Source organism: Bacillus sp. CZDM1, assembly GCF_055502545.1.
In genome coordinates this window covers 166,519-185,623 of record NZ_JBUESO010000002.1, presented here as the reverse complement: position 1 = coordinate 185,623, position 19,105 = coordinate 166,519, and the positions used below count along the sequence as shown (strand labels likewise).

Genomic DNA, 19,105 nt, shown 5'->3' with positions numbered 1-19,105 from the left:
GTTGGTTTCTAAAAGATTTGTTCTTCATACAGGGTCTGAAGGACGAATCCTAGTTAGCTTCTAAAAGATTTGTCCTTCATATGGAGTCTGAAGGACAAATCTTAGTTGGCTTCCGAAAGATTTGTCCTTCATATAGGGATTGAAGGACAAATCCTAGAGGGCTGCTGAAAGATTTGTCCTTCATATTGTGTTTTTAAAATAAACCAACATTTTATCGAACAGTATCCTAAATTTTAAAAAAGCTTAGTGTAAACTCTTTTACACTAAGCTTTTTCAAATGATTACATCCCAACTTCATCAGGTACATACAAGTCAAATGGAGTTGCGTTGTATGGGAGTATGGATAATCTCTCTTCTATGAGCCGGTAACCTCTGCCATATGGGTCTTGCCGGTTTTCGAGTTGTTCTTTGAGCATGCTGGCATACGGAACTTCTCCCATTTTTGTCAACATGTCTACTTCTACCCATGAGGCAAATCCCTCAAGTTCCTCGATTTGCAGCTGATCCATTTGTAAATTCTCATATTGCCAAATATGGGTTAATTCATGCGCTAAGGTGGAAAGTGTATGGATTCTCGGTGAGCCATTTTCAACTAAAACCCTGAGTTTGCCATCACCATCCATGCTGGCTTTACCAGTTAAACGAGGATTACCTGCTTCCGGAATAAAAGGTAAACCGCTCGTCTTGTGAATATCCGCTGCACTTAACACGGATAGCGCTATATCTTCAGGTAAGTTTACTAAATATACATCGTTAAAAAATTGACGAACTTCTCTATAAAGCGGTTCAACTCGTAATACATGATCGATAGCAGACTCATTACAAGTAAAGCACCTTTGTCTGCCATCACTAAGTTGATGGGTTTGGGCCGCAGTAACCGTCCTGCCACAGAACACACATTGTGTTTCAGTGCTGGTGATTTTTACGATATCTCCATCTGCCATACGTCCTAGATATTCTGTTCGAACTTCTCTAATTTTTTTCCTCGTTAACAACGTATCTAAAATCGCAAACGTTTCGTATAAGGCAAGTTCCTTAGGATATTGGCCGTAACCAAAATAGAGATAATCACTTTTCCCGTTACTTTCATTTACTAACCAAAATAAATAGTCATTTAAAAGATCAAAGATTTTTTCCCAATTATGATGAATGGCTTCTAAAATACCCAGATGCACAGGTGAATCTTCAATAATGTATAGCGTGATCTTCCCTTCTTCCTCAGGATTATCTTCGACTTGGAAGGAAGGTGATATTACCTGTACTTTTCTGGACTGGGAATCTGTCTGATCAAAGAATGATTCATTCAAACGGGCACATGCCTTCACAAAATGGTGTGTATCCGGGAATAAGGATAAAAACAACTCATTCAGTAATAGCGCGAGGGTAAATTCTATTTTAGCAGAATTTTCAATTTTCCCCAATTTTGAACTTAACTCGATACGTAAAATATGACCGTTCTTATAATGCCTTGTTAACTGTTCATCTTGATGATAAGAATGGACCTTCACCGATTTCAAGTTTAACATTTCACTGAATTCTACATAACCGCTTGTGTTAACCCTCACATCGGCTTTTAGTGCTCCAATAAAGACGTCAAACTGTTCAAAAGAAATATTTTCACTCTCATAATTGCGTTCTTCTGACATCTGGCTTATTTTATACTCCGTAATAGGACGGTAGTATTTCTGCTCAAAAATGTGTTCAAAGGTGACTTCCACGACTCCATGCTCTACATCCACTTTTTGGATTTTATAATGTTCGCCATTAAATGAATGGTATTGGCCAGGAAGGTATTGTTGATAGATATGCCCTTCAAAAATCTCAGAAAGACACTTGTTGTTATGCTTAATCTGAATAAAACGAAACCCTTTTGGTAAAATCTTTTCCTTAACTGAATACGGGATCCTAAATCGTGTCTTCTTTACAAAATCCTTTTCGGAAGTATCAAAGGTTACTAGTTCCTCTGATTCAATCGTAAATCGGTATGCTAATTTAGGACCAAAGGCGTTTGAGAACAACTCGTGAACACCTTCGACAATCGAGCGGTAAGAATCAATTTTCGCTCTTCTTAAATAGCTCTCTACTTCCTCTTCCATGATATAAAAATGACATAATCGCTCCAACAGACAATAACCAATGCTCCAGAGTGATTGAGATAAGCGAGGCGCTAAAGGGGCAATGGTCCGATTGGTACTCATATAGAAATCCAACTGATCTGCTAAGTAATCTCGAATTAAATAAGGCGGGCTGATGATGTGAACGAAGGAAGACACTTTACCTGTTCCTTTCCACAAATTTAACCCCCCCACTAAATTGTAGTGATTATCACGAATGAGAAGAAGAGTAAAATCATCATTCGGAATCGAAAGGTTACTCTCCTGGATCTCAATCATTTTAACCATTTGGTCCAACGATACTAAGTCAAAACCAAGATCAAATAACGCCTTCTTCATATCCATGATTTCTTGTATACTTTCATTAACATTGGTGTTTTGTTGATTAATGAAGTGTATTGGTTCAATATTCGCCTTTAAAGCTGGCATGGATAAGACTACTTCCGCTTCTAAGTGACGATGTGAAATTTTTGGCAGAATCTTATGCTGAAACCATTTTACACCTTCATTTTTCCAAACCATATAGTGTAAGTTTTGACTTGTGCTGGACGAAGCAACGATATCTCTAGGCTCACATTGCAGGAGTGATCGGACGGTATGTTCTAATCCTTCATACCACTCTGTTAAAATGATATATTGTGGTTTTTTTCCAATTAGCTCCCTCACATTTAGGTTAAAAGCATGAATGATGGTGGAATAGGTTGGAATCAGCTTTTCTGCTTGTAACAACAATACTCCTTCCAATCTTTTTGTTTTTTCTAACTGTCGTAAGTAATGCAAAAATTGTTTCTCCTTTAAGTTAACAGGTGAAACAATTAATACATCGGAATTCGTGTTTTGTTCGAGGGCATTTAGGTAGGTGCTGACCTTCCATAACTGGTCCACCCCTGACACTTCTCTAATTCCCGTTGACACCCATTCTACCGCTTCCTCTGCTGCACCTTGGCTGTGGGTAATGATCAATATCTTCTTATTTTTGGCCAGCAAATGATATAAAGCCGGAAAGAAATACGAAGAGAAATCGTTGTAATTGACATCCTCAATCATTACATCATGTTCTTGAATGATTTCTGACATCATTGTCGTATAGCTTTCATCGATGATGATGTTCTTTTTCTTTAATCCTTCACAGATAGAGTGAATAATTAACTGATGTTCCTGGTCTGGCGAGATATTATCATAGGCGAAATGATCTTTTCGATGATGAAAATGCTCATTTTCTCTTACGATCCCAGCAGCCAGCAATCGGTCTTCCCATAATTCCTTGTATTGATGAAATAATTCCTCAAAGGTTGTAAGTCTTCTAGAGACAGCATCATTACCAGCAATAAAACCTTCACTATATGGAATCTTTTGACCATTTAAAAACCAAGCAATCTCCATTAATAGAACAAAGGAGATAATCGGATAAGCAGGCAAATACTGAATCATCGAAAGTTCGTATACATTGGCAATAATAAGAAGCACCATAAGAAGTAGCGGGAAAATAGCTGCAAACTTGAAAAAGGCAGATAGATAGGTCCACTCCTTTTTTAGATAGATCTTTCCCCGGCTTTTAAAATAAACGAGCGAAACTGCGCCCTGCTCCAATAGCTTTGTTTTCGATCTGTCCATAAGTTCTTGCGGATAAAAAATAGAACCAGCCTTTTTCATTAATTTCACAAAGGGTTTCAATAAGCGCGTATTTCCAAGAGTCGTATAAGGCAAACTTCCGGCAATTTTCCAACACCATTTTACACTCAAAACCGAGAACAAAATCGTTAAATTTATCAACAGTTGGATATTCGATAATAGAAAGGGCATTCTTTCCTTAAGAAATTCTTCGTATATACCTGTAATCCACTCATCCAATAGAAGCCAGGATAAACAGATAAATAAAGCCGCTAGCGGAAAGACAAGTTGTTTATAGCGTTGTTCCTGGGAAAAATTAGCCGTATATAGAAGCGTGATACTGAGACATAAAACCAGAAAACTTCCTAACACTTCAAGGTATACGTTCATAGTTTATACACCTTATCTTCTTGGACTCGAATTTGGTCAAGTTCATTAATATATGTTGATTGGTATTGTTCGACGGCACTGCCGAGATACACTTCAATTCTATGTCCGTTTGACTCCTGTACCCCTAGCTGTTGTAACGGAGAATAGATAGGATTCTCGATGATACTTTTTTCAAATTTAATTCCTGGTACTCTAATTTCGTGTTCAGTAGAAATCGGTCCTTTATTCATCTGAAGGATATGAAGCAACCGGTTCGTCCTCTGAACGAATTCGTCTAATTTAACTAGATGGTAGCGGTAAAGAAGATTCTCTTCCTTCTTTTTTTCCCCGAGCAAGGATAATTTATCGAGATATTTACGTAACGAAAAAAGCTTGAATAAATGGTTTAAGTAGTCATTATATTTGTGCTGAGCCTCGACTTGCATTTGATAAATGTTCTCGGTATACTCATAGGTTTGTTCTTGAAACTTCCATATGTGAAAATAAGATATTCGTTGAGTAAAAAAATACCCGCAATAAGTAACAAGAAGCGTGACAACAAAACCAATACCGTAAAAATAGGCTGGTACCTTAGCAGATTCATTTGACCCAAGCATATGCAGGAAAGGAATGAATAGGATGATAAAAGTCAGGATACTCATCATCAGGAACTGATGCTGATTTGGCAGTAACTGGAGAAGAAAATGCATTTGGTTTTTCGCGTGTGTCACAAAACTTTTCCATTTAGAAAGAGCTTCAGATATTCCTGGAGCTGAATGGATTACATCCCTTTGGACCACACCAATTTTTTGGAGGATGTCCTGTTTATAGTCATTGATTTCAATCGTTTCTTCCTCTTCTAGAAAGTCATTTCTCCTTTTTAACACATTCAATTTCCTTATAGCTTCTCTGGAATTTTCTAGCAGTTCATTTTCGCGGTTAATGAGAATGGTTTCAGCTTTATAAAGCTGATCCTCCCATTGATCATAGAATTGATAGGTAATTTTGGACCTCGCTGACAGTGGTTGATGAACATCTCTTCTCTTTTCCATACTTGCTGCCGTATATGGGGGGAAATCATCGTCTCGAAATCGATTAGTATGAAATTGGTTTTGGAGCAAAAATTGATCCTCTAATTGCCTTTTTGCTGTTACCAAACTCTTAAAATAATGATTAAGTAATGTTTCCAGCCTCTCATTTTCCAATGAAATCTGAATCACACTGGTACTTCCCTTATCCAACCGTTCAATTAGGTTTGGATGTTGGCTGATTGTGAGAAGATAATAGGCCAGTTCCATATAACCTTTCATTCGTTCCCGATGAGAACTTCGAACGATTTCCTGACGAATCAAACGAATATCACCGATTTCACTTTGGATACCCACATGAAACTTCAAACTGCTTGAAAGCTCTCTTGAAGGAGTAAAATACGTTAAAGAAGGGGTTAATGGCAGTGTGCGTATTTGCTTAATCTTTTTCTCAAAATCTTCCATGATGATATCGAGCTGACCCTTGGACATCCATTCATCATTACTCATCTTCTCTCGACGCAACAACAAAAGATCTTTCTTTTTGTCTATCTTTTTCGCTAGGCAGGTTGTGACCCGCTCACATTTCAGCTCTAAAGCCTCCATGAATTCTGCACCGGGCTGGTCTAAGATAATATCTTGAAGTTGAATGGGTTCCCCCCATTCTTCATCGAGTTGATTAATTTCCTCCTCACAGAAAGCATTACCCACGATTGGCCACTCATTGCTTTTTAACAGATAGCCATAATGGTCAAGTTCCCAATAGCGTTTTAACCCTTCCTCTATTGGTGCATAATTAGAAGTTCTCTTGATCATGTCAACTAAATGTAAAATGCTTTGAGTCGGATAGAATCCCTTGTCCTTTAAAGGGTCAAGCAGGTCTTTCCTTATTTTCGAGAGATGAGTGGTGAGTCTTAACACCCTATTTAACTCATCATCTAAGTTTAATAGAATAATCAACTGCCAATCCTTAATTCGATGACGGTCCAGATGTTCAATCATTGTTTCAACTAGCGGTAAAAAAAGAGGATAAGAGGCCGGTGCCTCTTCCTCCCAATAAAATGTTAAATCGTTGTTATTCTGCAGCTTATAAAAGAATGGCTCAACCAAATGCCAGTCCTCATATTTTTTGCCGAAATTTATAACAATTGAGTGCATCAAGTATCACTCCTTTTTAAAAGCTATACTAAAACTCGTTCTTGATTTAGAGAGTTAAGTTTATTATTAATATCATTTAACCATTTTTGGTACTCTTCTGAATCCTGTGGTGTTCTTTGTCTGACCTCGGATTCCTTCCAAAGCTGGTAAATCAAATTGGCAGCGCCCCGTTTGGCAGACTCCGTTCTCTTAACCTTTTTGAAGTATTCACAGATCTCCGTTAACAGACATTGTCGTAAACGGTCTGCTCGCTCCATTAAGGAAGGATTGGAGATAAATTCCTGGTCATACGCCAAGACCAAATCTAGGATATTCCCTATTCCAGCTTTTCTTACTTTTGAAATTTCTATGGCTCCAATAAAAAACAAGTGTTCATTGATGTTTCGGTTAATCCTGATTTGAGTTTCTTGTGTTTCTTGGAATCTTTCTAGAATTTCATCATAGATAACAGGATTATGAGGTAATGCTTCATGAAGTAAATAGGTATCTTCTTCTACCTTTTCTCCAAATTTCAATAATAATTTTGTGCCTTGATTTCCACTATATTGATAGACTCTCTTTCCGTCTGAGTTGACTAACTGGAGCCAGCCATAGATCACCCCTAGTAATAAAGCACGGTCCGTACGATTGGTTTCAAGCTCAGCTCGTTCCGGATTTAAGTCAGGCATATACGCAGGGAGATGCCAATTTCTGTCCAAATGAGGCGTAATCGTTCGATTTTCATCCTCATTCAGCTTACTTACCAAACGGTGATAAGCCTCATAATAAACACCTGGGGGTTTTCCATTTTTTCCGGCAGAAAATTTGGTAAAGTCACTGACTGATAATCCATAGTGGGCACGATAACAAACGATTTCATTCCGCTTAAAGGCATCATCCACAATTTGCTTTTCGTTAAATAACTCATTTTGCAGCTGCTCCGAGAGCAGGTTAAAACTTTCCGTATGGAGTCCCCAATATTTCAAACTTCGATAATCATTTGTAATCGGAACATAAGGTTGTGCTAGTTCCTCTATTGCCTTCATTCTTTTATAAAGATACTCATCTGGGTCAAGCCCTAATCGACCAGCCTCAATTTTGAGTGCTTGGGTGATGGTTAAATCTAATTTATCATGGTGTTTACTCGCTAATTCCTTTCGGCAAAAGTTTAAAACATTCTCTTTAAAAAATATTTCCACCTTTGTTTCCTTATAAAACTCCTCAGCCCCCCGATTGTTTTTCCGCTCAATAAAACGCTTGTAGAGACTCTGATAAATACTCTGGGAGATACTGTCTGGCAAAAAACCATGATCAACTGACTGACGAATACGATCCCACGTTTGCTCGAGCATTTCCTTATTTGCGAGAACATACATTTTCGTTGGATCGCTCACACCATCAAACTTCCTTGCTAATTGATTTATTTCCATTAGGAGCGTTTCTCTTGTTTCAATTAAATGATCAAAGAATCTTTGCCAATCCTCAATCATTTCCTTGATAGATTGATTAAGAGCTGAGTAGACTAGTTCTAACAACATGGAATATTTATAGCGATTAAGGGTACCTAGTTGATGAGTTGCCTTTTCCGTATACTCATCAATAAAATCTTTATATTGATTTCGAAATACACTGGAAATAAAGCTCTGTTTTAACGCTTTATCCACACGTCGAACCGCGTCATCTACGTCACCATCGCTGCGATCTAAATCATAAATATATTGATAGCGGCCAATCTGTTCTTTAAATCTGCGATTCTCCTCTTTTAATTGGGAAATCTTCTTTATAAGCTTATTGTGAATACTGTAAAGAAGATATCGCACCCCAACTGGATGTATAGGTGAATCTTTTTTTAGAATCCATGTGTTCAGTTGATACCTGCTTCCATTCCCGCCATTTGGCGCATGATAATCTGAGTCAATAATCTGATAGACAATAAAATGACTATATTCATTAATTTTTTTATGAATTTCTTTGGCATAGTCTTCTAGGGCGGATTCCATTCGATTAATTTCTTGTTTTGCTCGATCCTTTATTTTAAGTTTTCCTTCATCAAGTACACAATGATCTTCATAATCCTCTTTTAATTCCACATCCTCTCTCAGGACTTTTTTTGCATATTCCTCTACCTCAGCCAAGAAAATATCGGCCTTCGAAGCGCCTTTTTTACCTTTATCCTCAATTTCATGAACCTGGAATTCAAGCTGACGGAAAAACGGGTTCGGTTTTTCTTGGTCATTCACAATCTGCTCAAAGTACTTAACATAAAGCTCTCTTATCTTTGGTTTTTCATTATTAATTCCATTTCTTAAGTCATCGTCATGCCGCTTCTTTTCATCATTAAATAACTTATCTAATCGAAGCCATGAGTCATCTAATCCACTGACTGACCATTTTAAACCACAATAGTCAACAATCTCTTCATAAGGATAGGTTAAGGAAGCAACACCTGCACCGCAGTACCGTGCTTGACCGTTTGATTCGACCAAACTTCTTATTTGGTTATCCTCTTGTGAAAAGCTTCTTACTGATATCGGGCTAAAGAGTTGGAGATACACAGAACGTGCAACCTGGTCCATATACTCCGAAACATTTGTTAAATGCTGTCCTTTTGTGTTTTCGTAATCAAAAAGAAAACAAAAATCATAAGGAAGATGTTTATCTGTAATCGCATGTGCGGTTCTTCCCTCTAAATCAATTTGATTCGGTCGATATTCGAGTTCAATCGTCACATTTTGTTTGTGATTACCCGAGGCGCTCAGGCTTATCGCGTTCAGTTCTTTTAAGCTGGCGTATCCATTCCCCTGGACGGCTTCCCACTCCGTTTGGTCAACCGTATTACTTCTTACTAAAATATCAGGAAGTAAAAAAACGCCGCGAATGAGTACACTTTCCGAGTTTAACTTACGCTCTAGCATTTCACGCAGATAGAGGGCGATTTGAAGAAAAATCCCTGATCCGGTCCCGCCCACTAAGGAACTAATAATAATGACTCGGACATTATACGATTGGGCATGACTGTCGACAGGGAAAATTCGTTCAATCCCATCCCACATGGCATTTAATTTCCCTTGTGACATCGCTGAACGAAAAGCAAGTCTTGATACCGCCCGAACTTGGCCGGCTCCATCTGTCATCGTTTTCCGTTTGATCTGGGGATTATTCGGAAACCATTTTAGTACCTCTTTATTGGCCTGAAGATATTCATTAACTGAATGGCTTGTGCTTGTTTGGGTTGCACTAAATCTTAGGTGCTCTAATTTTGAAATGCTATTCGCATCCGTATCAAACGCATGAATAGCGACTCTTCCCCGCTGCTCGGGAGGAACACGGCCATATACCATATTGGCAATATTACTCCCTATTCCGCCTAAACCGATTAATATAGTTGGAACATTAAAACTCATTTGGTTACCACCTCTTAAAGTACTTTTAATGGGATTTAAATATATAAACTGAATGGTCGCTGCTTCTCTCAATTTGAATCTCATCGTTATGATAGATTGGTATATCTGCCTTTTTACTTCTTTCTTCAAGCTTTTCATGTCTCACAATGAGGTTAGGGTCCTGAGATTCTTTCACGAGTAAAACACGGTCCTTTTTTCGATCTGCCTTAAATGTTAAATCATTAATCGACTTTTTTTCCGCCAAATAGGGAACAAGCCATCTTTTAACCCAATTGGTATGGAAGTTTTCTGTCATCCCGCGAGCATCCCGCAGTCTCTCTCTTTTCCTGCTTTGCTTGTATTCTAATGAAATCCGGTTTTTGTCAAACCTTGGTTTTATGATGATTCCAATAATATATACAAAGAGAGCCAGCCAGAGTAATGCTTTTACCGCATCCTTTCCATATTTTTTCAGTGGTGAGATATCTTCAATGGTTAATGTAAACGTCTCTTTGGCGACTTCATTAGGATACTGACCGGGAAGGGTAACATGAAGCGTCACATCACCTGCCGATGTTCGAAAAATCGGCGATAAACCCTTAGGGTAGATAAAAATTTGATTCCCTTTTTGTTCTTTTTCAATTTTTAGCTGACTGGAGGTTTCTATTTTTAGTTTATTGAAAACCTTTTTAAGCTCTTCCGAAGTCATTTCCTCTCCATTCACCATTGGAGTAATCACAAAGGGAGCTGCTTCGTTTAACTTATCTAACGGTGTCCTCCAGGTATCAGTATTGGCCACAAGGCTCAACTTTCGTGCTGGGTTAATTTGAAGGCTCAATTCCTTTACCTTTTGATAGAATCCTTTAATATTAACTTTTACGTTAACAGGAATTTCTTGCTTTTGTGGTAATGTGAAATCCCCGATGAATTTATTAACCTTAGAATCATATTTAAGGGGGAGCTTCACTCCATCCATTTCAGCTTCTACTTCAAACAAACTTTTCACATCTATATCGCGTAAATCGATTTCTTCAACATTACTCTCACTTTTCAATAGAGTCGCTTCAAGCCTCATCTTACTGCCTGCAAAGAAAACTTCAGGATCACTAGTCAGTTTCCCATCACCATTGTTCTTTTTAAAGTCAACTCTAAAATCAATCGCCGGTTCTGCTAAAATCTTGATCGATTTCTGTTGTTCCTCCAATAGCGGCTTATCAAAAACTATTTTGTATGTGCCTCTTTCGATAACGCCGTCACCCTTCACGTTTTTGAAATGCGTGAATGTTCCTTTAATGGGTGGATGTAATTTTGCTGGGTCATTGGGGGTAATAACTTTGTATGGACCCTCCATTCCTTGTTCAAGCCGTTGGTTGTTCATATAAAATTCCTTAAAGGAAGCATTCTCTTCAGCCGACTGTTCAATGAGAGTAATTCTCCTTAACGGGAATGGAGACTCTAAGACTAATTGGTTCCCGTCCCAAACAGGATGTAAATCAAACTTCTCCTGTTCACTTGGATCTCGATTGGTCATGAGAGCTGCGACCTCATTAATTCGTTGAATGATATCTTGCTCACCATTGCTCACTAACACATTCCCAGCTGAACTTTCTGTCCATTGTCTTTTTAAATCAGCCATGATTTCTAACTCATCACTGCTCAAATAGGACTCAATGGGAATCAAGGTGCTGTGAAAACTTGCACCAGTTTGATCCATTTTCTCTTTTAACTCTCTCAAGCTTTCAAAAAGGCCCCTCTTGTTCTCTTCAATTTGTTCGGTGGTTAGTTTTTGTTCAAGATGGTTCAGTTCATTAAAAATTCCATCCGTCAGAACGATTAGCCAAAAATCAGAGTTTTTATTGCTATCAACAGCTTTTTTCAATTCATTTATGGCTGTATGCAAAGATTCTAGTGGAGTACTTCTTTTCCCCGTCCATGCTCGAATCTGATCAATTTCGTGCTGACGGAGTCTTTCATCTAATTCAATCGGCTCCGGTACAGTTGGTGAACTCATCGAAACAACCCTTAACTGGTCCTGTTTTTCTAAGAGCGCAACAAAGCTTTGAAGAGCGTAATTCGCATATTTCCAATTATCAATAGGATCATTTCCAGACTGTTCCCACATACTGCCTGAATCATCATAGACAAGCGCGACTATTTTATTCTTAGGAATATTGGAATCACTTTTCGCTTCCACCGCTGAAGCTAAAATGCAAAAGGAAAAAATAAACAGAACTTGCATGATAACAAGATGTTTATACTTACCTATCATTCTTTGAACTCCTTTCACTAACGAGCGCTCACGGTAAAATAACCCTTTTTGAATAATTACTCCTATCCTATTCAAAACATTTATAACGCATGACCCAATTGTAAAGGTTTAGCCAAAAACCTGTACAAATCATGGAACCTCTACTTAAACCATCAGGATAACAAAGAAAACTCCCATTCAATTGAATGGGAGTTTTCATATTTTAATAACGGTTACGACAAGTATTTTTTTGGGTTGAATTCTTGTGTATCGTAATCACAATCCTTAACAAACGGACATAGATTGCATTCATGTACGTTGCTCGTCTTAAAGTAGTTAGAAGGATCCTCAATAGAATATTTCATGACTTGTAAATAGTTAAGACCTTCCTGTAAATCTTCAGAAGTCGGCTTGAAGACATGCTTCTTTCCGTCCATAAGTGTGACCACTTCTACTCGCTTTGGTGTTCTTTTTAATACCTTTTCAGAAAAAACGATCGACAAATAATAGTAAAGCGATAACATTTCTGGCGCAGCGTCGACTAGGTACTTTTTTATCACATAGGAGGAATCAGACCACTCAGCAACATCAAAGGTTAATGATAAGTCAACTTCCAGTTCCTCAATATATGTATTTAGTTTTTCAAACAAAAATAAGGCTGGTGTTCTCTTCGATTCGGTTGTGATATTTTCCATTAGGTAATCTGTTATCTTGGCGATGACCAAATAATACTGAATCCTGGATTCAAATATTTGGGGAGAAACCTTACTCCAATATTCATCAATCAGCCTTAACACTTTTCCTGAATCACGGTGTTCGGCTGGAAGCTTGTAAAAGGAATACACAACTTTATTCACGACATGTTGGACGACTTGTCTCCAATTTATAGACTTTTTTCTCTTCTCAATAAACTCAAAGTAAAATTTATATGGACAGGTGATGAAGTCTTTTAAGTTCTCTTCTGTTATCGACTGTATTTGATTCATTAACATCCCCCGCAAAAAATCTATTTGATTTGATAATAATTGATAATGATTATCAATGTCAACCAGTTCTTAAAATTTAGATACTAAATTAATTGAATTATTAAATAGTAGAGTAAATAGTCCTCCTGTCTTAAGACAAGGGGACTATTTACTTTGTAAAATGTTGCTCTAAAGAAAGTGCAACTCGATTTATAAAAACATCCTACAGAAATGTAAGTGATGTGCTAATTTCACGTATATGGTTCTGATCTGCCCAAAGGATAAAGTAATTATATTCTGTTCCATCAATTAAAACTGGTGATGGATACTTAATGATAAGTGCTGCTTGATTTCTCATTTCGGCTGGCTGGTCCTGAGACGGATAAATGAAGCAGGATGATTGACTTTGGATTTGTGTGTGTTGAATGGTCGGTTGGGTGCCATATGGGTTGAGTTGGTGGAAGGCTTCATTTTGACAAACCACTTCAATCGGTTGGTCAGAGGCTATGGCTGCAATTTGAAAGAAACCATCCTCTCCTTCGTATCTTTCATCGTTCACTCGGTTCCAATGGGATGGATATTGGAAACGAACCTTATAGACTGAATTGGAGTATGTTTTTTTGAGAAAAGGGATTGGTAATGGTGACCATTGCAATGCGGTAATTGAGCGGCCTTCTACAAGTTGGATCGGAACAGGATGAGTTAAATCCACCGCCCAGATTTCACTGGAACTGCCTTGCTGTTTACATCCAGAAAGATAGGCAATTTTCCTGCTATCTGGTGACCAGGTCACTGGGGTCGCAAAGCAATCGGAAATCGCCCTCGTAACTTCGTTCATTCCTTGTCTTCCAGCCGTCCTTATCAGCGAGAAATATCCAATGTTTTCGAAAGCAGTTGCACTATAGGCAATACTTGAAGAATCCGGTGACCAGGTTGGGAAATAATTTTTCGCTAATGGACCTCCTTTTACTTCTAACACGTTTCCAGTCGCAAGATTTACACTATAAATGATCGAAATACTAGCACCTGGGGTCGTATATATAGCATAGGTTCCGTCAGGAGATAGTCGAACATGATTAAGTCGTCCCCCTGTATTTCGAGTGATTTGGACTTTCCCCGTTCCATTAGTTTTGATGCGAAAAAGCTGGCTTACTCCCTTGGTATCTGCTGCTTGAAAGAGTAATTCAGTCCCGCTTGGAAACCATTGTGCGTCTGTTGCACCATTACTATTTAGGTTTCGAGCACGATGTGTGGTGACATTGTAAAGAACTAACCCATTCGCTTTTGTATAAACAATTTCTTGGCTATTTGGAGACCAATCTAGAAAAACACCTAATCCGTCTGAAAACTGGTCAATTCGCGAAATACTTTTATCAACTAAATTAAGAATGGTGAGGATTCCACTTTTTCCAACAAAGGCGATCTTTGTGCTGTCAGGTGACCAAAATGGAGTCGAATATGATTCTGCTAATCCATTAGTGATCTGTTCATTTACACCATTACTAGGATTATAGATCCAAATATCATAACTGCCACTTCGATTGGAGGTATAAGCAATTAAACCTCTGTCACCGGGAGGAGCGTATGGAATGATGAGTTGCATCCCTGGTGAAATAACGGTAGATGACAAGTTATTAACCTTCATAATTAACTCGAAGTTTCTATGGCCACCTGTTATGACGTTAAAACGGTTTGCAATTTGGAATAAGGTATCTCCCGGCTGGACCACATAATAAGGAACACCGGGCGGTACCTTCAACAATTGACCAGTTTGGATTACGTAAGGGTGCTGAAGCTGATTTGCTTGGATAATAACGGAAGCTGGAACCCCAAAGTTTTGTGAAATTTGATAAACCGTATCTCCTGGTTTCACACGAATGACATCCACACCAGGGGGAACAGAAAGCTGCTGCCCCACAAAAATCGTGTTTGGCGAGGACAGATTATTCCCTGCAATCAGCGATTCTACCGGTAACTCCCAGCGTCTCGCAATCTGATAAAGGGTATCCCCATGACGGACTGTGTAAAATAATTGCATGAACATACCTCCAATCTATTTAAGTATCATTTTATGTTTTGGTTGGCTTTATCAAAGGATGGTATGATTTGTTCTACTTGCTGAGCACCATATAATTTGGATAATCACCCTCCTGCCTATTCTATTCAACTTTGGATGTAAAGTTTCGTCTATAGAAATTTTTCAATTCCTCTAAATTAATTTGCTAGTAACAAAATAAAACCAGGAAAGATGAATTCACATCCCCCCTGATTTTTATAGTTGAATATATTTTGGACCCATGGAAAAAACGAACTATATCACAAATGTTTTTTTATTTGTGCCAGAACTTCTGATGCGAGTTCATTTGTATCTTTATAGTATTTTGAATTAATCGGTTCCGAATAATGCACTGATACTATTGGATTGGTATGTTTCTCATTTTTCTCAGACAATTTGTATGAATCCTTGATGGAAACAGGAATCACCTTAACTCCTGATTTAATAGCAATTCTTAAACTTCCAGATTTAAAATCACCAACTTGAGGTCCCCTACTTCTCGTTCCTTCTGGGAAAATGGCCATTGGCAGACCTATTTTTAAATTTTCAATTGCTTGATTGATGGCCTTTAAGGAACTACGAGCGTTATTCCTATCGATAAACACACAGCCACGCTCTTTCATCCAAAAGCCCAATAAAGGAATCTTCTCCATTTCCTTTTTAGCCACAAACGCCATCGTTTGAGGAGCTGTTGAATATAATAGGGGAATATCCATATTACTTTGATGGTTCCCGACATATAATACTGCTTCATCTAACGGAACATTTTCTATTCCAGTTACGGTTATTTCAGCACCTGAAATTTCAACTAATTTTTTTGTGCATTTTAAAACTAACTTATTAATTAGCTCTAATTTTTCCTTGTTTTTACCGGCTTTATTTAGTCTATTAATCGTAAATGTTTTATTTGCTTTACTTAGTATATAACCCCACAAATATCCCTGAAATAATAAAGTACGCATATTTCTCCTCGTTTCACCTTAATAGTAACCATTACATTATCACCACTCTATTGTATGATAATGGTTATCTTTTTTAATTGATTTATATCAAGGTTATTATTATTCCAACGAGAAATTTGTAGTTTAAATACCCCGGGTTTAACTTCTTTTATTAAAGGACAATCCTTTTTCAATTGGTACATTGAGAGTGGTTACCATGTTGTTAACGGCACTAAACAAAGCTTTTACAGAAGATGTCATAATATCAGCGTCAATCCCGCAGCCCCAATATTCAGTACCATCCATAGAAGTAATACCCACATAAGAAACAGCGTTTGATCGGGAACCACTTTCTAGCGCATGCTCCTTATAAACTAAATCTTTAAATTGGATATCAAGCTGGGTTTGAAGAATGCTGCTGATGGCATCAAGTCTCCCATTCCCGTCACCAGTAAATTCATGCACTTCGTTTTCTATACTGATTGATACAATCGTTTCGTAATGATTGCCTTGAGTAGGGCTGTAATTGATAAACGTGAGCGGAGCACTAATATTCACATATTCATGAGTGAAAATTTCATAAATTTCATCTGGCTTAATTTCCTTGTGCATTCGATCAGATTCATCTTTCACCTTATATCCAAAGTTTTCACGCATTTTTGCAGGCATATCAAGCCCATAATGCTGTTCAAGGATGTAGCCAATACCCCCTTTACCAGATTGGCTGTTAATTCGGATGATATCTCCTTCATACTCTCTGCCAATATCCATTGGATCAATCAATAGATAAGGTACGGTCCAGTACTGACGTTCTTCTTCCTCACGCCATTTCATCCCCTTGGAAATTGCATCCTGATGGGAACCTGAGAATGCAGTAAAGACGAGGTCGCCGCCATATGGATGTCTTTCATGAACTTTCATTCTTGTCAATTTTTCACATTTCTTGATAATTTCTCGGATATTTTCAAAATTAAGCTGAGGATCGACACCATGCGAATACATGTTTAATGCAAGCGTGACGATATCTACATTACCAGTTCTTTCCCCATTTCCAAACAGTGTACCTTCGACTCTCTGCGCTCCGGCAAGCATTCCCAGCTCTGCATCAGCAACTCCGGTTCCCCTATCATTGTGTGGGTGTAATGAAAGGATGACATTGTCCCGGTAATTTAAATGATCACCCATAAATTCAATTTGGCTTGCGTAAACATGTGGCATGGACATTGACACTGTAGCTGGAAGATTAATAATCACCCTGTTCTCACCAGAAGGCTGCCAAATATCAAGTACCGCGTTACAAACCTCCAGTGCAAACTCCATTTCTGTACCCGTAAAGCTTTCTGGAGAATACTGGAACTGGAAGTTCCCTTCTGTCTCAGCTGCATATTTTTTAAGCAATCTAGCACCTGTTACGGCAATATCGATAATTTCTTCATTCGATTTTTTAAATACCTGCTCACGCTGTGCTACTGAAGTAGAATTATATAAGTGCACCACCGCTTTGTTCACACCTTTAAGTGCTTCAAAAGTCTTTTTAATAATCGCTTCTCTAGACTGTGTTAACACTTGGACCGTAACGTCCTCGGGAATCAAATCCTGTTCAATCAATGTACGTAAAAACTGAAATTCTGTTTCTGATGCAGCAGGAAAGCCCACTTCGATTTCCTTGAAACCTACTTCCAAAAGCAGCTGAAAATATTCCAATTTCTCTTCAAGACTCATAGGGACAACTAATGCTTGATTTCCATCCCGCAGATCCACACTACACCAAGTAGGAGCCTCCGTTATGTACTCCTTCTCTGTCCATTTCAAACTTTTAACTGGGGGCATAAAATATCCTCGGGAATACTTTTCAATATTTCTCATTCAAAACAACCACCTTTTCAGATAATTTTATAAACATAAAAAAGCCTATCATCTCATAAGAGACGATAGGCTTTGCCTTCGTGGTACCACTCTTTTTGGCTCGTTTAGAAACAAACGAACCCACTTTAAGACTTAATGACGGCGGTCAACCGTTAAGACCTACATATCAGCCTTACCACTCCTGGGCGAGTTGGGGAATTTATTGACTGTCTTTCACCAGCCGACAGCTCTCTGGGCAATAAATATTCCTTATTACTCCCAATCATCGTGTTTTCATCATTTGAATTTTATTATTTTCTCTATCTTACAGTAAATTCAGATAGTTTCCAAGACATATTATTCAATTTTTGAAAATTATCGGAACCATTTTTTTAAGAACCTTTACCTATTTAAGAAAAAATTAATACTTAGTTTAGAATCCTTTTATATTTTCCTATTAGACTAGTGTTTGTAGAGCAAATCATTCAATTTATAAAAGGAGTAATTTTAAATGACACACGCACACTTAACATCTCTTGTATTGTCGCTAATTTTTCTAATCATCATTGCTGTTCTTCAAAACAAAGGTAAAAATATTAAGATATGGCATATGGTTTTGCGAGCTACCTACATTCTCGTAATCATCACAGGTTGTATTCTCATCTTTTCAGCTTATTCCATTCCACTATCTTACTATTTAAAGGCAATACTCGGTATAGTAATGATTGGTCTTTTCGAAATGGTGATTGTCCGGAAACAAAAAGGAAAGACAACAGACCTAATCTGGATTGCATTCTCTATCATCTTTGTTATCCTCTTTGTTCTAGGATTTACACTCCCACAGGGATTTGATCTAATAAAATAATAAAAAGGAGTGGTTCACGGTTCCTGACACCGACGAAACACTCCTTATATTTTTATCCACGATATTAAATGCCAGTGCTTTTTTCATAAACCTTGATCTGCCCGCCACTTGGTCCATACGCAAATCCATTATGTAACCAACCATATTTTTCATAAAAATTTTCTAGATCCGTCGTCAAATAAAGCTTCTTATACCCTTTTTTAGCAGCCTCGTTCAAACCGTGCTCCAAAAGCTTCGCACCGATTTCACGTCCCCGGTATTCTTTATCGACGAATAGGCATGCAAGCCACGGACATAAATCCTGGCGGCTATTAATATCATTTCTCAAAATAGCATACGTGCCAATAATATTTCTATTATCTACTGCGACATAGAATCTTGGAAGGTCTTCTGAAGTTTCAGCAGAATGAAGAATACAATCCTCATAAAACTTATAATTATCTTCAGTTCCCCAAACGTTCCAAAATACCTCAATGCCTTCCTTCAAAAATGCATTCTCCTTTTGAAGCTCAACCATTTTCATATACATATTCCCCTTTTACC

10 protein-coding genes and 1 other annotated feature are annotated in these 19,105 nt (G+C 37.9%); of the genes, 1 reads left to right on the top strand and 9 read right to left on the bottom strand.

Annotated features, from left to right (window positions below; genetic code table 11):
- Positions 1 to 281 precede the first annotated feature (281 nt).
- From ACY3XC_RS05410 to ACY3XC_RS05375, 8 genes are all read right to left on the bottom strand, one after another.
- Complete coding sequence (locus ACY3XC_RS05410; RefSeq protein ID WP_464867614.1) at positions 282 to 4,115, bottom strand: hypothetical protein; 3,834 nt, start codon at positions 4,113 to 4,115, stop codon at positions 282 to 284.
- The gene (locus ACY3XC_RS05405) at positions 4,112 to 6,280 is read right to left on the bottom strand and encodes a hypothetical protein (RefSeq protein ID WP_464867613.1); all 2,169 of its coding nucleotides are present in this window, start codon (positions 6,278 to 6,280) and stop codon (positions 4,112 to 4,114) included. Before ACY3XC_RS05405 ends, ACY3XC_RS05410 begins: the two co-directional genes overlap by 4 nt.
- Positions 6,281 to 6,303: 23 nt before the next feature.
- Positions 6,304 to 9,663 (bottom strand): tubulin-like doman-containing protein, encoded by a 3,360-nt coding sequence (locus ACY3XC_RS05400; RefSeq protein ID WP_464867612.1) that lies wholly within the window; start codon positions 9,661 to 9,663, stop codon positions 6,304 to 6,306.
- 25 nt (positions 9,664 to 9,688) lie between these two features.
- Entirely contained in the window at positions 9,689 to 11,911 is a 2,223-nt protein-coding gene (locus ACY3XC_RS05395) for a vWA domain-containing protein (protein ID WP_464867611.1), read from the bottom strand.
- A 212-nt stretch (positions 11,912 to 12,123) separates the two neighbouring features.
- Complete coding sequence (locus tag ACY3XC_RS05390; protein WP_464867610.1) at positions 12,124 to 12,876, bottom strand: hypothetical protein; 753 nt, start codon at positions 12,874 to 12,876, stop codon at positions 12,124 to 12,126.
- 202 nt (positions 12,877 to 13,078) lie between these two features.
- Positions 13,079 to 14,893, bottom strand: a complete 1,815-nt coding sequence (locus ACY3XC_RS05385; RefSeq protein ID WP_464867609.1) for a LysM peptidoglycan-binding domain-containing protein — start codon at positions 14,891 to 14,893, stop codon at positions 13,079 to 13,081.
- 278 nt (positions 14,894 to 15,171) lie between these two features.
- Complete coding sequence (locus tag ACY3XC_RS05380; RefSeq protein WP_464867608.1) at positions 15,172 to 15,873, bottom strand: lysophospholipid acyltransferase family protein; 702 nt, start codon at positions 15,871 to 15,873, stop codon at positions 15,172 to 15,174.
- A 138-nt stretch (positions 15,874 to 16,011) separates the two neighbouring features.
- Positions 16,012 to 17,718 carry a 2-isopropylmalate synthase gene (locus tag ACY3XC_RS05375; RefSeq protein ID WP_464867607.1) on the bottom strand — a complete coding sequence of 569 codons (1,707 nt, stop codon included), beginning with the start codon at positions 17,716 to 17,718 and terminating at the stop codon, positions 16,012 to 16,014.
- Between the two features lie 55 nt (positions 17,719 to 17,773).
- Positions 17,774 to 17,993: a binding site (T-box leader), on the bottom strand.
- 215 nt (positions 17,994 to 18,208) lie between these two features.
- Here ACY3XC_RS05375 and ACY3XC_RS05370 point away from each other — a divergent pair.
- Positions 18,209 to 18,562: a DUF1516 family protein gene (locus tag ACY3XC_RS05370; protein ID WP_464867606.1), complete on the top strand. Its 354-nt coding sequence runs from the start codon at positions 18,209 to 18,211 to the stop codon at positions 18,560 to 18,562.
- Positions 18,563 to 18,626: 64 nt separating this feature from the next.
- Here ACY3XC_RS05370 and ACY3XC_RS05365 read toward each other — a convergent pair whose 3' ends face one another.
- On the bottom strand, positions 18,627 to 19,085 hold the full coding sequence (locus tag ACY3XC_RS05365; RefSeq protein WP_464867605.1) for a GNAT family N-acetyltransferase: 459 nt from the start codon (positions 19,083 to 19,085) through the stop codon (positions 18,627 to 18,629).
- Between the last annotated feature and the right edge of the window lie 20 nt (positions 19,086 to 19,105).

Bases quoted from the DNA above. Each gene is read 5' to 3' on its own strand.
- ACY3XC_RS05405 (WP_464867613.1), bottom strand. From the start codon at position 6,280: ATGCACTCAATTGTTATAAATTTCGGCAAAAAATATGAGGACTGGCAT.
- ACY3XC_RS05365 (WP_464867605.1), bottom strand. From the start codon at position 19,085: ATGAAAATGGTTGAGCTTCAAAAGGAGAATGCATTTTTGAAGGAAGGC.
- ACY3XC_RS05400 (WP_464867612.1), bottom strand. From the start codon at position 9,663: ATGAGTTTTAATGTTCCAACTATATTAATCGGTTTAGGCGGAATAGGG.
- ACY3XC_RS05395 (WP_464867611.1), bottom strand. From the start codon at position 11,911: ATGATAGGTAAGTATAAACATCTTGTTATCATGCAAGTTCTGTTTATT.
- ACY3XC_RS05375 (WP_464867607.1), bottom strand. From the start codon at position 17,718: ATGAGAAATATTGAAAAGTATTCCCGAGGATATTTTATGCCCCCAGTT.
- ACY3XC_RS05370 (WP_464867606.1), top strand. From the start codon at position 18,209: ATGACACACGCACACTTAACATCTCTTGTATTGTCGCTAATTTTTCTA.
- ACY3XC_RS05390 (WP_464867610.1), bottom strand. From the start codon at position 12,876: ATGAATCAAATACAGTCGATAACAGAAGAGAACTTAAAAGACTTCATC.
- ACY3XC_RS05380 (WP_464867608.1), bottom strand. From the start codon at position 15,873: ATGCGTACTTTATTATTTCAGGGATATTTGTGGGGTTATATACTAAGT.
- ACY3XC_RS05385 (WP_464867609.1), bottom strand. From the start codon at position 14,893: ATGCAATTATTTTACACAGTCCGTCATGGGGATACCCTTTATCAGATT.
- ACY3XC_RS05410 (WP_464867614.1), bottom strand. From the start codon at position 4,115: ATGAACGTATACCTTGAAGTGTTAGGAAGTTTTCTGGTTTTATGTCTC.